Origin of the sequence: Escherichia sp. Marseille-Q3837, from assembly GCF_916618735.1 — a bacterium.
GTDB lineage: Bacteria > Pseudomonadota > Gammaproteobacteria > Enterobacterales > Enterobacteriaceae > Escherichia > Escherichia ruysiae.
In genome coordinates, this window is sequence record NZ_CAKAKC010000001.1 from 3685428 (window position 1) to 3699306 (window position 13879).

Consider the following 13879-nt stretch of genomic DNA (forward strand, 5'->3'; position numbering starts at 1 on the left):
TATTGCTGACAAAATGCTTGTTGTTTTTGCCGGATGCGGCATGAACGCCTTATCCGGCCTACGAAACCTTGCAAATTCAATATATTGCAAGTATCTACACTTTTATTGCGAAGCCGCATCCGGTTTACGCAATGCCAGTGGATTCAACTTTATCCCTTCGTAGTAACTCACCCATGAAGAATATCTCTCCGGGGAATTCCAGACGCGGAAATGCAAACGAGCCATCGTCACCGGATCGCTTAGCAGCACCAGACGACGATCGCGATTCAGCTTCTCTGGCGTCTCGTTCAGCGCCTGTTCAACATGGCGGTCACGGGCGATTTCCAGCACCTTACTGGCGCGGTGACGCGCAGTGGCCATTGCCGTTGCCAGAGCGTTAAACGACGGATTAAACACTGCATGCATAAAGCCATCGTCGAGAGAACGTTGACGGTTCATCTCAAGGAAACGATCGGTATCGATCAGTACCTGAGGCGGTGAATACTCTTCCGGGATCAGGAACAGTTTCCAGCGTTTCGTGCGCAGCCCAACGGTTGTACGGCTGGAGATCACCGAAACAAACGGTGACAGAATCAGCGAGAAGACAATCGGTGCCAGCCAGAACAGGAAACGCAGATCCAGCCACGCCATACCGACCGCCCACACTAACCCCAGCAGCAACTGTGAGCCGTGGCGTTTAAACGCTTCGCCCCAGGAGGTAGAGTCGTCATCACGTTGCGGGGAATTCCACACCACTTCCCAGCCAAGGAAGGCGCTAACCACGAATACCGTATGGAACAACATACGCACCGGCGCCAACAGCACGGAGAACAGCACTTCTAACAGCAGCGATAACGTAACTCGCCAGAAGCCGCCATACTCTTTAGTCCCTTTGCACCAAATAAGCAAAATACTCAACAACTTCGGCAGGAACAGCAGCACCATCGTCGAGGCAAACAGCGCAATCGCCAGTTCAGGACGCCACTGTGGCCAGACCGGGAATAACTGCCGTGGTTGCAGGAAGTATTGCGGTTCGGTCAGGGCGTGCACGACCTGCAATGCGGTAGAGAGCGCAAGGAACATAAACCACAGCGGTGCGGAAAGATAAGACATCACGCCCGTCAGGAACACCGCGCGGTGAACCGGGTGCATCCCTTTAACCAGGAACAAACGGAAGTTCATCAGGTTACCATGGCACCAGCGGCGATCACGTTTTAACTCGTCAAGCAGGTTAGGCGGCAGTTCTTCATAAGAGCCAGGGAGATCGTAAGCAATCCATACCCCCCAGCCTGCACGGCGCATCAGTGCGGCTTCCACGAAGTCGTGCGAAAGGATTGAACCCGCAAATGATCCTTCACCAGGCAGCGGCGCCAGCGCGCAGTGCTCGATAAACGGTTTCACGCGGATAATCGCATTATGCCCCCAGTAGTGCGACTCGCCGAGCTGCCAGAAATGCAAACCGGCAGTGAACAATGGCCCATAGACACGGGTCGCAAACTGTTGGCAACGTGCATATAGCGTATCCATACCAGACGCTTTCGGCGACGACTGGATAATCCCGGCGTTCGGGTTGGCTTCCATCAGGCGCACCAGACCGCACAAACAATCACCGGTCATCACCGAGTCCGCATCCAGCACCACCATGTAGCTGTACTGGCTACCCCAGCGACGGCAGAAATCGTCAATGTTACCGCTTTTACGCTTCACGCGACGGCGGCGACGGCGATAGAAAATCTGGCCTTCGCCCTGCACTTCGGCGATCAGCTCCATCCAGGCTTTTTGTTCTGCCACACAGATGTCCGGGTTGTAGCTGTCACTCAGGATATAAACATCAAAGTGTTTGGCATTACCAGTCGCTTTCACGGATTCCCACGTTGCACGCAGACCTGCAAAAACGCGATTCACGTCTTCGTTACAGATAGGCATGATCAATGCTGTGCGATGCTCCGGATTTAACGGTTCATCGCCAACGGTTGAAGCGGAAATACTGTATTTATCGCGCCCAATAAGCAGTTGCAGGAAGCCCATCAACGCCGTCCAGAAACCGGCTGACACCCAGCAGAAAAGAACAGCGAAGAGGATCAGAATACCGGTTTGCAGCATGTAAGGCAGAAGCTGCATAAAGGAAACCCACAAATCCTGATCGACCATATCAACTGGATTAATCAGCGCCCACCCCTGATAAGGCAGAATGGTCTTCATATACCAGGTAGCGACGACGGTTTGCGCCAGAGTGAGAAGAAGCAGGATGTAACGACGGATGGTGCCGACGGTACGCCACTTTTGCTCGCTCTCCTGCTCTTCTTTGGTCAATCGCGCCAGATAGCGCGGCGTCACATCGCGCCCACGCAGACGATCCCAGAAACGACCAACCGGGTTAGTACGCCACGGATCGGGGAACATAGAAGAACGTTTTGCTTTCGGCATTGCCTTAAGCTGATCGCGCCCTTCGTCGTCTTGAATTAACTGTCCATCAGCGAGTGAATCTGGCCAGGCTTGTTCCAGACGTGCTTTTACCGACCCTTGCGGGGAGTCATCCTCTCGCGCCCAGGTTCGGTGTTCAGCATCCAGCGCCTGATGAACAGCGCGGATATCAGTCTTCGGCAATGCCGCTTTCTCGCTTGCGGAGATGGGCATTGCGTCAATGTACTCGGTTGTCTTATTCATTGGCAGGTAACTGGTAGCTCCAGGTTTCACTCAACGTTTGATCGGCATTCACCAGGGCAGCACGCATTTCAGTGGTTTTCTTGGCATCTTTCACTTTCACACGCATTACCAGACGCCAGCCTTTGGTGACCGGGTTATAGCGCACCGTGCTTTCTACAATCTCACCATTATCGCCAATGCTGGTTTGTGCAGTGACCGGTGTATTCTCTGGCAGTTTTTTCATCTCTGCGCCAGTAAAATCGACCACAAAAGCGATAGTGCCGTCAGGCTGGCGAATCAGGTTCGACTGCTTCACATCCCCCGTTGAACGACGCGTCTGCTGCACCCAGGCGTTATCAGGCGCGTGAAGTTTGTCTTCATCACGGCTGAAAGTAATGGTGTATTTAAAGTTCATCTCTTTACCTGGTTCCGGTAACTGATCCGGCGTCCAGTAAGCGACGATGTTATCGTTGGTTTCATCGTTGGTTGGAATTTCCACCAGCTCAACGCTGCCTTTGCCCCACTCCCCTTTCGGTGTCACCCACGCGCTTGGACGGAGATCGTAACGATCGTCGAGATCTTCAAAGCGGGAGAAATCGCGGCCGCGCTGCAACAGACCGAAGCCTTGCGGGTTTTCCATCGAGAAGCTGCTGATCGCCAGATGTTTCGGGTTGTTTAGCGGACGCCAGATCCACTCACCGTTACCAGCATGGATAGACAGACCGTTGGAGTCGTGCAATTCCGGACGATAATTATTCGCCGGAGATGGCTGGTTCGGCCCGAACAGGAACATACTGGTTAACGGCGCAACGCCCAGTTTGCCGACTTTATCGCGCAGGTAGATTTTCGATTGCACATCAACAACCGTGTCACGTCCCGGCATAACAACGAACTTGTAAGCGCCTGTCGCACGCGGCGAATCAAGCAACGCATAAATCGTTAAACGCTTATCGGTCGGTTTTGGACGCTCGATCCAGAACTCCTTAAAGCGTGGAAATTCTTCACCTGATGGCAAAGCGGTATCAATAGCCAGGCCTCGGGCAGAAAGACCGTAAACCTGACCTGCGCCAATCACGCGGAAATAGCTGGCCCCGAGCATGCTGACGATTTCATCATTTTTATCTTTGCTGTTGATCGGGTAAAGCACTTTAAAACCGGCAAAACCAAGATCTTTGACCGTGTCTTTGTCATGCTGAACATCGCCGAAAGTGAAATAATCCGGGCTGTATTTGATTCTTTTTACTGCCGTTGCAGTGACTTCATTTATTTTGACCGGTGTGTCGAAGTACATACCCTGATGGTAGAACTCGAGCTTGAATGGGGTCTTCAGATTGTTCCAGTATGCTTTGTCATGATTAAACTGGATCTGTTGATAGTCCGCGTATTTCATGTCGCGGAAAACGGAGGGCAAGTTACTTTTAGGCGCCTCATAGCCTTTCCCGGCTAAGGATTGAGCTTGCTTTGCGACATCGTCAATGCTGAAGGCCCAGCTTGATGATGTATACAGGGTTAACATTACTGCAGCACTCAACCAACGCATTTTCATCATTTGTAGTTTATGTTTCATAATAAGTAAGCACTTCCCCCTTTGTGTGCTTATATCGATCCGATCTATTTTAATGGATAACCAGCCATTCCGACAACAGAATCCCGGTATTATTCAGCGCGCCGGCTCATGGATTAAGCACCTGATTGCAACCGTTTTCACTTTCCGTGCTTATCCTAAAGACAGAAGGAGCGAGTTCGTGTAGGGTTTGCCGGCAAATTTATTTATCAACCGTCTTACAGGCGCTTCCATTTTGGTTAGTGATTGCGGCTATGCCGCGCAAAAACACATTTGAAGCCTGCACCTCATGCAGCAGGTCAGTGTCGTTACGGCAAAAGCCTAAAGGCATTACCCGGCGGGGATAAGACGAAAAATCCGAGATTAGTTAACCATATATGAATCCAGTACCCGCGCAGCGTGAATATTTCCTCGACTCCATCCGCGCATGGTTGATGTTGTTAGGGATCCCTTTTCATATTTCTTTAATCTATTCAAGCCACACCTGGCATGTGAATAGCGCAGAACCGTCATGGTGGCTGACGCTTTTTAACGATTTCATCCACGCCTTCCGTATGCAGGTATTTTTCGTTATTTCCGGATATTTTTCCTACATGCTGTTTTTGCGCTACCCGTTGAAAAAATGGTGGAAAGTGCGCGTTGAACGCGTAGGGATCCCGATGTTAACGGCTATTCCCCTGCTCACCTTGCCGCAATTCATTATGCTGCAATATGTCAAGGGCAAAGCGGAAAGCTGGCCTGGGCTATCATTGTATGACAAATATAATACTCTGGCCTGGGAGTTAATTTCACACCTGTGGTTTTTACTGGTGTTGGTCGTTATGACGACACTTTGCGTGTGGATATTTAAACGAATAAGAAATAATTTAGAAAATTCAGATAAGACAAATAAAACTTTCTCGATGGTTAAGCTATCGATACTATTTTTCTGTCTGGGAATTGGCTATGCAGCAATAAGAAGAACGCTATTTATCGTTTATCCACCCATTTTAAGCGATGGCATGTTCAATTTTATTTTCATGCAGACGCTGTTTTATATGCCGTTCTTTATTCTCGGTGCGCTGGCTTTCATTTTTCCTAATCTAAAAGCCTTGTTTACCACACCGTCTCGTGGATGTACTCTCGCGGCAGCACTGGCATTTGTTGCTTATTTGCTCAATCAACGCTACGGCAGCGGCGATGCCTGGATGTATGAAACCGAGTCAGTGATCACGATGGTGCTCGGCCTGTGGATGGTGAATGTGGTCTTCTCCTTTGGCCACCGTTTGCTTAATTTCCAGTCAGCGCGGGTAACCTATTTTGTAAACGCGTCGCTATTTATTTATCTGGTTCACCACCCGTTAACGCTCTTTTTCGGTGCTTACATCACTCCGCACATTACATCAAATCTGCTGGGTTTCCTCTGCGGTCTGATATTTGTGGTAGGGATTGCGATAATTCTGTACGAAATTCATTTACGCATTCCGTTGTTGAAGTTTTTGTTCTCCGGCAAACCGATCGTAAAACGCGAGAATGACAAAGCGCCAGCTCGCTAAACCATACTTACAATAACCATTCAACGGGCAATATTGACGCCAGTCTGACCATAACCCGCTTCCAGAAACTGGTGGCGGGTTCTTTTTTGAGGATAATTTCCTCCTTCCCATGGCGATCGACCCAGTTGATTCGTCCCCACCGATCCAGACGGAGCTGCCAGGCCGCATCATACTGGCTCTGAATAAAGCGTTTATCGATTAATTGTGCCAGCGTTTCGCTCTCTATCACGAAGCCCATTTCAGTATTGAGCAGCGTTGAACGCGGATCGAAATTGAATGAGCCAATAAACACTATTTTGCCATCGACACTGAATGTTTTAGCATGAAGGCTTGCGCCGGAATTACCAGTTATACCGCGATCGTGCAACGTGCTGCTTTGTTCCCGCGTCGGTTTCAGTTCATATAACTCAACGCCATAGCGGAGCAATTTTTTGCGCCAGCGAGCATACCCGGCATGAACGACAGCGACATCGTTAGCGGCAAGTGAATTGGTTAAGATAGCTATCCTGACCCCTTTTCTGACCATTCGTAAAAGCTGCGCCACTCCCGCGCGCGTTGGCACAAAATAGGAAGAGATAATATCAATACGTTCGCTGGGGGAGCCCATGATATCGAACAGGCGCTGCGGTAACAGTGAATGCCGTTTTGCCTTGCCCTCCCCTTTTGCCGGATCATCACTTAATAAACGCGTTCTTGCCCAGATAAGCGGCAATGTTCCGTCAACCAGTTGATTTATAAACGGACTTAACTCCATTTGGCACAAATAGCGATGTGTCTCGGTGTCGTTGTACCAGGACGCAGGTAGCTCAATACGGTCAGCCATTTCGCCATCGGGAACATCCAGCACCTGCTGCAACGGTGAAACTGATTTGCAATACCAGTAGCGGGCAAAATCATCGGCAACATCCTCAACAACCGGCCCTATTGCCAGGACATCTAAATCTGAAAAAAGTGGCTCTTCTCCCGCGCCGAAATAGGCATCGCCAACGTTGCGCCCGCCCACCAGCGTTACCACGCCATCGACGGTAAAACTTTTATTGTGCATACGACGATTGAGGCGGGAAAAATCGGTGATATAACCAAGCGGACGTAACAAGCGAAAAGAGAAAGGATTGAAAAGTCGAACTTCAATACGCGGGTGACTATCGAGCAAGCGTAAAATATCATCAAGACCGGGAGTATTATTGTCATCCAGCAGCAAACGGACGCGAACGCCACGCTTCGCTGCGGCTAACAGAGCCGAAAACAGCAATCGCCCCGACATATCGTCCTGCCAGATGTAATACTGAACATCCAGCGTATGCTCCGCCATTTCTGCCAGACGATATCGTGCAGCAAACGCATCCAGACTTTTATCAAGGGGGAAAATGCCGCACTGCCCAGGATGTTGCGAGCACAGCGGCAGCACCGCGCTCGCCAGCCGGGGCAAATCATTCATCTCCTTGTTGGGTAAGGAGTCTTTCGTAGAGGTGGACATTTTCTGCATCATAACAGACAAAGTATACCTGCTCAGGCAAAGCGTGACGGGTAATAAATTCTGAAACGGTTTTTACTGCTATTTCAGCCGCTGCAGCACGCGGGTAACCATAAACGCCGGTGCTGATGGCAGGAAATGCCACTGTCGCATAGCCGTTCGCCGCTACCAGTCGTAGACTATTGAGATAGGCATCCTGCAATAACTGGTCTTCGTTTTGTTCGCCACCGCGCCAGACAGGCCCAACGGTATGCACAACAGCTTTGGCAGGGAGATCGCCCGCAAGAGTAATCACTGCATGTCCCGTGGGGCAATCGCCCTGTTGCTGGCGAACTTTCAAACAGGCATCCAGCAACGCCGGGCCGGCTGCGCGATGAATAGCGCCATCAACGCCGCCGCCCCCCATTAATGACGGATTAGCCGCATTAACAATAACATCAACGGCTAGTTTAGTAATATCACCCTGCACAACATGAATACGCGATTTCATAACGCCTCCTTACACCCTCTTGTTTCTTAAGTGTACAGCAGTGTTTTTAGGTAAATCGCATTTTTCTTGTCAGCAACGTGAGTAGTTCAGAAACTTAGTTATATTCGATGTTCATCACAGCCAGCTTTTTCTGCTCATCAAGATACTGCACTTTTACTGAGGCAATTTGCGCATTTTTAACTTTGCCACTCATTAACTCTTTGCTGGAATACGTTTTGCTCTGTACTGGACCATTTTGCATACAGGTCATTTCAACTGGCGTTTGCAAAGAGCTCACGTCACACGCGGGTTCCACGATTTGACCATAAAAATGAATCACGCCACCTTGCGCATTGCTTTCCGCTGTTGCAAAGAAAGGAAAAACCAGGCTGCCGAGCATAAGGGAGTTTAACAACGGTCTGAACATCTATTCTGTTTCCTCAATGATTAATCATCCTTGAGGGGGTTATCCATGCTTTCAGGTTGGTCGATTCGCATCAGACCGTTCTCTTCCGGCTCGTTTTATGCTCAACTATTAATACATTAAGACTTTCCTGAAGAGGGCGGCCATTGTTGTGATAAATGAAGTGACTGTCCATCAGAAACCGTAACAACTATTTTCACCCGATCGTCCGGGGAAATATTTAAACTCAACTTCGTCAAGGCAATGGGTTGATTAGCGGGTAATGAAAGGGTCTTTTCTTGCTTCGTCTGACTTTGTCCCGAACTGCCTTCGCGTAGTGACAATATCTGAACCCGGCACAAGCATGATTGCGTAAGAGTAACTTCAGGAATAATGGTGTACATGTCACCTTGCTGGGTTGTATTAAAGGTTATCTGGCTGGAAAGTGCCGCGAGAAGTAATAACGCGTTCATACTATTCTCCCGAAAAAAAACAGGGCTTGCGCCCTGTTTCTGTCATACAAATTCTGTATTAGTACTGATGAGCGGTCGCGTTGTTACCAAAGCCAACCTGAGTTACGTTGACGCTGGAGTTAGATGCAGTCTGGTCAACTGCTGCACCGTTGCCACCACCGAACTGTTTAACAGTCATTTCAGAGTTTTTACCGTTCCACTGATCAAGAGTGGCGCTGTTACCGAAGCCACGCTGGGTCAGTTCAATTGAGCTGTCATCAGAACCTTGTCCTACGTCCGCGCCGTTACCGCCGCCGTGCTGGGTAATAGTCAGATCAGAGTTGCGGGCATCAGCCTGCAATGCAACAGCAGAGTTACCGCCACCGTACTGATAAATATTCAGCTCTGAATTCGGGCCGCTGTTATTGCCGCCACCACCGTGGTTGCCGCCGCCACCGCCGTACTGAGGAATAGAACCTGCCAGAGCGCTACCGGAGAATACGATTGCTGCAATTGCTGCTACTTTTAAAAGTTTCATGTAAAACCCCCATCGGATTGATTTAAAAGTCGAATGGAAATTAACGTTGTGTCACGCGAATAGCCATTTGCGACTGTCTCTGCACTACAATTGCCGTTTTTTGAGTACCATGCTGCGTAATATTTGCTTTATTACCAGAACCTTTCTGGATAATCATTGCAGTATTACCATATGCGCCTTGCGAAATACTGGCATCGTTGGCATTGCCCGCCTGATCAATATATGCAAGGTTATAATCTCCTGTCTGGTCAATCTTTGCCCGGTTGCTATTACCCTCTTGCGAAACAACCGACAAAAGTTTTGAGCCTCCCTGCCGTAACTGTGCACTATTATTAGTACCAGCTTGACCAACTATGGCTGCCTGATTAAATGAAGACTTACTCAATTCATTTACCGCTAAGTTATATTCTGAATTAGCTAAATCATAACCTGCTGCGGCTGCAATCCCAGGCGCACCCAGTATTGTTAACATCACAAATAACAATTTGTTTTTCATGTTGTCACCCTGGACCTGGTCGTACATTTAAGAAATTAAATCATTTCAACTTGGTTGTTAACGCAAACCGTTTTTTGTTAACGCTGCGTTACGATGGAAAGTATGTCTGCGGAAATATTTTTAATAACTCACCCGCGCGTTGTATTTTTCTTTTTTTGTTCATACCAAAGTATTAAAACTCGCGCAAATACGCTGTTATTTACGCAAAAATTATTTTGTTTTCTTTTAAAGTACCGTTTTTTGACAGCAAAAAATCGACAGTCAGCCTTCCTTCATGATTCGCGAAGATTACGTCGATATGTCTGTTTGACAAGCCGTGACAAACATCGTCTTTTTACGGCAAAAAATTGTCCATGGGCAACATCAGAGAAAGTAAGAAATTTTCACACGACAAAAGAACTATGTGAAAATAATTTTTATATGGATAATTATGTATTTAGCGTAATTTGTATGACTTTTTAAAATTGTGCAATAAAAGCCATATGTACAACTTTTCTATCAATTCTAAACTCCACAATCACGCTGCATTAACATTTTAAAATTCCAGATTACATTTTGTTACACGTTTAACACTTGATTTAAGATTTGTAATGGCTAGATTGAAATCAGATGTAATCCATTAGTTTTATATTTTACCCATTTAGGGTTGATTTATTACTACACACAGCAGTGCAACATCTGTCAGTACTTCTGGTGCCTCTATTTTATAAAGGCAGCTGTCAGGTGTGCGATTAATAAAAAAAGCGGGGTTTCATCATGTTTAATGAAGTCCATAGTATTCATGGTCATACATTACTGTTGATCACTAAACCTTCTTTGCAGGCGACCGCGTTATTGCAGCATTTAAAACAATCGCTGGCAATCACAGGAAAACTGCATAATATTCAACGTTCTCTGGACGATATATCTTCTGGCTGCATTATTCTGTTGGATATGATGGAAGCAGATAAAAAGCTCATTCATTACTGGCAGGATACATTAAGCAGAAAACACAACAACATTAAAACGCTGTTGTTAAATACTCCAGATGATTACCCGTACCGCGACATTGAAAACTGGCCGCATATCAATGGTGTTTTTTACGCCATGGAGGATCAAGAACGCGTAGTCAATGGGTTGCAAGGCGTCTTACGTGGTGAATGCTACTTTACGCAAAAGCTTGCCAGTTACTTGATTACACATTCCGGTAACTATCGTTATAACAGCACGGAATCTGCCCTCCTTACTCATAGGGAAAAAGAGATCCTTAATAAGCTGCGTATCGGCGCCTCCAATAACGAGATTGCTCGTTCGCTGTTCATCAGCGAAAACACGGTAAAAACGCATCTTTATAATCTTTTCAAAAAGATAGCAGTTAAAAACCGAACACAAGCGGTCTCATGGGCAAACGATAACCTCAGGCGATAAAGCCATGAAACGTTATTTATGCTGGATTGTAGCAGTAGAACTTCTCTTCGCTGCGGGAAATGTTCACGCCGTTGAAGTAGAAGTACCGGGATTGTTAACTGACCATACTGTTTCCTCTATTGGCCATGATTTTTACCGTGCCTTTAGTGATAAATGGGAAAGTGACTACACCGGTAACTTAACAATTAATGAAAGACCCAGTGCACGATGGGGAAGCTGGATCACAATAACGGTGAATCAGGACGTTATTTTCCAGACATTTTTATTCCCATTGAAAAGAGACTTCGAGAAAACTGTTGTCTTTGCACTGATTCAAACTGAAGAAGCACTAAATCGTCGCCAGATAAATCAGGCGTTATTGAGTACGGGCGATTTGGCGCATGATGAATTTTAAATAAAAAATTGTTCGGAGGCTGCAATGCGTGTCAAACATGCAGTAGTTCTACTCATGCTTATTTCACCATTAAGTTGGGCAGGAAATATGACTTTCCAGTTCCGCAATCCAAACTTTGGTGGTAACCCGAATAACGGCGCTTTTTTATTAAATAGTGCCCAGGCGCAGAACTCGTATAAAGATCCGAGCTATGACGATGACTTTGGTATTGAAACGCCATCGGCGTTAGATAACTTTACTCAGGCCATTCAGTCCCAAATTTTAGGTGGACTGTTGTCGAATATTAACACGGGTCAGCCAGGGAGAATGGTGACCAATGAATATATTGTTGATATTGCCAACCGCGATGGTCAATTGCAGTTGAATGTGACGGATCGCAAGACAGGACAAACCTCGACCATCCAGGTTTCGGGTTTACAAAATAACTCAACCGATTTTTAAGCCCCAGCTTCATAAGGAAAATAATCATGCAGCGCTTATTTGTTTTGGTTGCCGTCATGTTGCTGAGCGGATGCTTAACCGCCCCACCTAAAGAAGCCGCCAGACCGACATTAATGCCTCGTGCCCAGAGCTACAAAGATTTGACCCACCTGCCAGCGCCAACGGGTAAGATCTTTGTTTCGGTATACAACATTCAGGACGAAACCGGGCAATTTAAACCCTACCCGGCGAGTAACTTCTCCACTGCTGTTCCGCAAAGCGCCACTGCGATGCTGGTCACGGCATTGAAAGATTCTCGCTGGTTTATACCGCTGGAACGTCAGGGCTTACAAAACCTGCTCAACGAACGCAAGATTATTCGTGCGGCACAGGAAAACGGCACTGTCGCGGTAAACAACCGAATCCCGCTTCAATCGTTGACCGCAGCCAATATCATGGTTGAAGGCTCTATTATTGGTTATGAAAGCAACGTCAAATCGGGCGGTGTTGGGGCGAGATATTTTGGTATTGGTGCAGATACGCAATACCAACTTGATCAGATTGCCGTGAACCTGCGCGTCGTCAATGTAAGTACCGGTGAGATCCTCTCTTCGGTGAACACCAGTAAGACGATCCTTTCCTATGAAGTCCAGGCGGGTGTCTTCCGCTTTATTGACTACCAGCGGTTACTGGAAGGGGAAGTGGGTTATACCTCTAACGAACCGGTTATGCTCTGTCTAATGTCCGCCATCGAAACAGGCGTTATCTTCCTGATTAACGACGGCATCGACCGTGGCTTGTGGGATTTACAGAATAAATCAGAGCGGCAGAATGACATTCTGGTGAAATACCGTCACTTATCAGTACCACCGGAATCCTGATACATAAAAAAGCCGGAGTTTATTCCGGCCCTTTACGATTCAATCTAAAGCGTGAGTGCTCCTCACGCTTTATTTTTGACTTGTTGCTCACGGTGAGCGGACTTAGCACTGCGCGCCGCCAGCCAAAGACCGCTGTTTTTCATTGCGTAACCAAACACCAGCCCAAGCGCCAGCGAAGGTAGCACCAGCTTCCAGTTCCCTTGCCCGGCAAACGTCGCACATGCGCCAATAAACGTCCCCGGAACAAACGACAACAATACCTGTTTCGCCTGAATACACATCAGAAAAGCGACAATACCGGTTATGACATAACCGAGAATTTCCAGATGTGATGCCAGAGCACTGCCGTAAATAATAACCATCGCCCACACCACGCCGCTAAGCAGTGTTGCAGCGGAAATAGCCAGCCCTTTTAGCCCACCTTGCGGACAGGCAAAGTAGGCCGTACAGCCCAGGAAACCTGCCCAGCTAAGTAAGCCAAGGGAAACAGCTACCCAGCCCCAGATACCGGAGAGAATGCCTGTTGTGATTGCAATAGAGAGAAGTATGTTCATGCCGCGCATAATAGCAGAAAACGCGACTATGAATGAGATCGAGCACACATTTTATGCAACAGCTATATATAGATTGCAGTAATGAGTGATTCCGATCACATTTATTCCTCTGATTCTTCCTCAAGTTCATCCCACATTGCGCTGATTGCATCGCGGGTTAGCGGTGCCATGGTGCGCCAGAACGGTGTAGTCGCATGAGCCTCAACTTTACCGAGAAATGCGCCGCACCAGGGCAACAGATACTCGCTAAACAGTGTTTCCAGAGCTTCGCTTTCATCCTCTGTTGACTGATCTTCCAGCCAGGAAGCGGCCAGCAGCAAAGTACCAATGTGATCGGCTGGCGTATCCGCTAACGGCATACCGCGTTCGGAAAGGAAAGTACGGACTTCTGTTTCTGTGGCGCCCTCAACCCAGGTGCTGCGATAAGGTGAAACTGCGCATTCATCACCGACGAATAATGCATTGTAATCGGCAGAAACTTGCGCCATATCACAGCTTTTCTGCAAACGCGCCAGCAATTCATCCTGTTCCAGCGGCCAGTTCGCCGCCAGTTTCCCTTCACGAATTAAGGTAAACAGCGGAACCAGTAAAGGATCCTGCGGTTGACGGTAATAGAGCGAACCCAGCACACGACACAGGATAGAAAACTCGTTCATTAATTTATTTC

The 13879-nt window shown here is 47.7% G+C and carries 15 protein-coding genes; 5 read left to right on the plus strand and 10 right to left on the minus strand.

The window, feature by feature from the left end:
• Positions 1 to 102: 102 nt before the first annotated feature.
• Both mdoH and mdoG read right to left on the minus strand, forming a co-directional pair.
• Positions 103 to 2646 carry a glucans biosynthesis glucosyltransferase MdoH gene (gene mdoH, locus LG381_RS17905; protein ID WP_071995174.1) on the minus strand — a complete coding sequence of 848 codons (2544 nt, stop codon included), beginning with the start codon at positions 2644 to 2646 and terminating at the stop codon, positions 103 to 105.
• The gene (gene mdoG, locus LG381_RS17910; RefSeq protein WP_077629659.1) at positions 2639 to 4174 is read right to left on the minus strand and encodes a glucans biosynthesis protein MdoG; all 1536 of its coding nucleotides are present in this window, start codon (positions 4172 to 4174) and stop codon (positions 2639 to 2641) included. Before mdoG ends, mdoH begins: the two co-directional genes overlap by 8 nt.
• Before the next feature lie 392 nt (positions 4175 to 4566).
• On the opposite strand from mdoG, the gene mdoC reads away from it, so the two are divergent.
• A complete protein-coding gene (gene mdoC / locus LG381_RS17915) occupies positions 4567 to 5724 on the plus strand; it encodes a glucans biosynthesis protein MdoC (RefSeq protein WP_001070367.1) in 1158 nt (385 codons plus the stop codon).
• A gap of 7 nt (positions 5725 to 5731) precedes the next feature.
• Here the strand turns inward: mdoC and clsC are convergent, their stop codons facing one another.
• The 6 genes from clsC to csgB all read right to left on the minus strand — a co-directional run bounded on the left by clsC (position 5732) and on the right by csgB (position 9556).
• Positions 5732 to 7213, minus strand: coding sequence for a cardiolipin synthase ClsC (clsC, locus tag LG381_RS17920; RefSeq protein ID WP_225762719.1), 1482 nt, complete (start codon positions 7211 to 7213; stop codon positions 5732 to 5734).
• Positions 7155 to 7688: an O-acetyl-ADP-ribose deacetylase gene (gene ymdB / locus LG381_RS17925; RefSeq protein WP_225762720.1), complete on the minus strand. Its 534-nt coding sequence runs from the start codon at positions 7686 to 7688 to the stop codon at positions 7155 to 7157. The genes clsC and ymdB overlap by 59 nt, the downstream gene beginning before the upstream one ends.
• A 94-nt stretch (positions 7689 to 7782) precedes the next feature.
• Entirely contained in the window at positions 7783 to 8094 is a 312-nt protein-coding gene (locus LG381_RS17930) for a type 1 fimbrial protein (RefSeq protein ID WP_222679737.1), read from the minus strand.
• Positions 8095 to 8210: 116 nt separating this feature from the next.
• Positions 8211 to 8543, minus strand: a complete 333-nt coding sequence (csgC, locus tag LG381_RS17935; protein ID WP_000992819.1) for a curli assembly chaperone CsgC — start codon at positions 8541 to 8543, stop codon at positions 8211 to 8213.
• 58 nt (positions 8544 to 8601) lie between these two features.
• Positions 8602 to 9060, minus strand: a complete 459-nt coding sequence (gene csgA / locus LG381_RS17940; protein ID WP_000771421.1) for a curli major subunit CsgA — start codon at positions 9058 to 9060, stop codon at positions 8602 to 8604.
• Between the two features lie 40 nt (positions 9061 to 9100).
• A complete protein-coding gene (csgB, locus tag LG381_RS17945; RefSeq protein ID WP_010345644.1) occupies positions 9101 to 9556 on the minus strand; it encodes a curli minor subunit CsgB in 456 nt (151 codons plus the stop codon).
• 756 nt (positions 9557 to 10312) lie between these two features.
• On the opposite strand from csgB, the gene csgD reads away from it, so the two are divergent.
• From csgD to csgG, 4 genes are read left to right on the plus strand one after another with little or no spacing between them, the layout of a single operon-like run.
• The gene (csgD, locus tag LG381_RS17950; protein WP_000481491.1) at positions 10313 to 10963 is read left to right on the plus strand and encodes a biofilm master transcriptional regulator CsgD; all 651 of its coding nucleotides are present in this window, start codon (positions 10313 to 10315) and stop codon (positions 10961 to 10963) included.
• Positions 10964 to 10967: 4 nt separating this feature from the next.
• Entirely contained in the window at positions 10968 to 11357 is a 390-nt protein-coding gene (gene csgE, locus LG381_RS17955; protein ID WP_000833234.1) for a curli production assembly/transport protein CsgE, read from the plus strand.
• A 24-nt stretch (positions 11358 to 11381) separates the two neighbouring features.
• Positions 11382 to 11798, plus strand: a complete 417-nt coding sequence (gene csgF / locus LG381_RS17960; protein ID WP_001264078.1) for a curli production assembly/transport protein CsgF — start codon at positions 11382 to 11384, stop codon at positions 11796 to 11798.
• Between the two features lie 26 nt (positions 11799 to 11824).
• Positions 11825 to 12658 (plus strand): curli production assembly/transport protein CsgG, encoded by an 834-nt coding sequence (gene csgG, locus LG381_RS17965; protein ID WP_001189336.1) that lies wholly within the window; start codon positions 11825 to 11827, stop codon positions 12656 to 12658.
• Positions 12659 to 12720: 62 nt separating this feature from the next.
• Here csgG and LG381_RS17970 read toward each other — a convergent pair whose 3' ends face one another.
• The gene (locus LG381_RS17970) at positions 12721 to 13212 is read right to left on the minus strand and encodes a DUF1097 domain-containing protein (protein WP_222679738.1); all 492 of its coding nucleotides are present in this window, start codon (positions 13210 to 13212) and stop codon (positions 12721 to 12723) included.
• A 101-nt stretch (positions 13213 to 13313) separates the two neighbouring features.
• Positions 13314 to 13868 carry a molecular chaperone YcdY gene (gene ycdY / locus LG381_RS17975; RefSeq protein ID WP_001001898.1) on the minus strand — a complete coding sequence of 185 codons (555 nt, stop codon included), beginning with the start codon at positions 13866 to 13868 and terminating at the stop codon, positions 13314 to 13316.
• Positions 13869 to 13879: the final 11 nt, after the last annotated feature.

Coding starts and splice junctions, on each gene's coding strand:
- mdoH (WP_071995174.1), bottom strand. CDS start 2,646: ATGAATAAGACAACCGAGTACATTGACGCAATGCCCATCTCCGCAAGC.
- mdoG (WP_077629659.1), bottom strand. CDS start 4,174: ATGATGAAAATGCGTTGGTTGAGTGCTGCAGTAATGTTAACCCTGTAT.
- mdoC (WP_001070367.1), top strand. CDS start 4,567: ATGAATCCAGTACCCGCGCAGCGTGAATATTTCCTCGACTCCATCCGC.
- clsC (WP_225762719.1), bottom strand. CDS start 7,213: ATGATGCAGAAAATGTCCACCTCTACGAAAGACTCCTTACCCAACAAG.
- ymdB (WP_225762720.1), bottom strand. CDS start 7,688: ATGAAATCGCGTATTCATGTTGTGCAGGGTGATATTACTAAACTAGCC.
- LG381_RS17930 (WP_222679737.1), bottom strand. CDS start 8,094: ATGTTCAGACCGTTGTTAAACTCCCTTATGCTCGGCAGCCTGGTTTTT.
- csgC (WP_000992819.1), bottom strand. CDS start 8,543: ATGAACGCGTTATTACTTCTCGCGGCACTTTCCAGCCAGATAACCTTT.
- csgA (WP_000771421.1), bottom strand. CDS start 9,060: ATGAAACTTTTAAAAGTAGCAGCAATTGCAGCAATCGTATTCTCCGGT.
- csgB (WP_010345644.1), bottom strand. CDS start 9,556: ATGAAAAACAAATTGTTATTTGTGATGTTAACAATACTGGGTGCGCCT.
- csgD (WP_000481491.1), top strand. CDS start 10,313: ATGTTTAATGAAGTCCATAGTATTCATGGTCATACATTACTGTTGATC.
- csgE (WP_000833234.1), top strand. CDS start 10,968: ATGAAACGTTATTTATGCTGGATTGTAGCAGTAGAACTTCTCTTCGCT.
- csgF (WP_001264078.1), top strand. CDS start 11,382: ATGCGTGTCAAACATGCAGTAGTTCTACTCATGCTTATTTCACCATTA.
- csgG (WP_001189336.1), top strand. CDS start 11,825: ATGCAGCGCTTATTTGTTTTGGTTGCCGTCATGTTGCTGAGCGGATGC.
- LG381_RS17970 (WP_222679738.1), bottom strand. CDS start 13,212: ATGAACATACTTCTCTCTATTGCAATCACAACAGGCATTCTCTCCGGT.
- ycdY (WP_001001898.1), bottom strand. CDS start 13,868: ATGAACGAGTTTTCTATCCTGTGTCGTGTGCTGGGTTCGCTCTATTAC.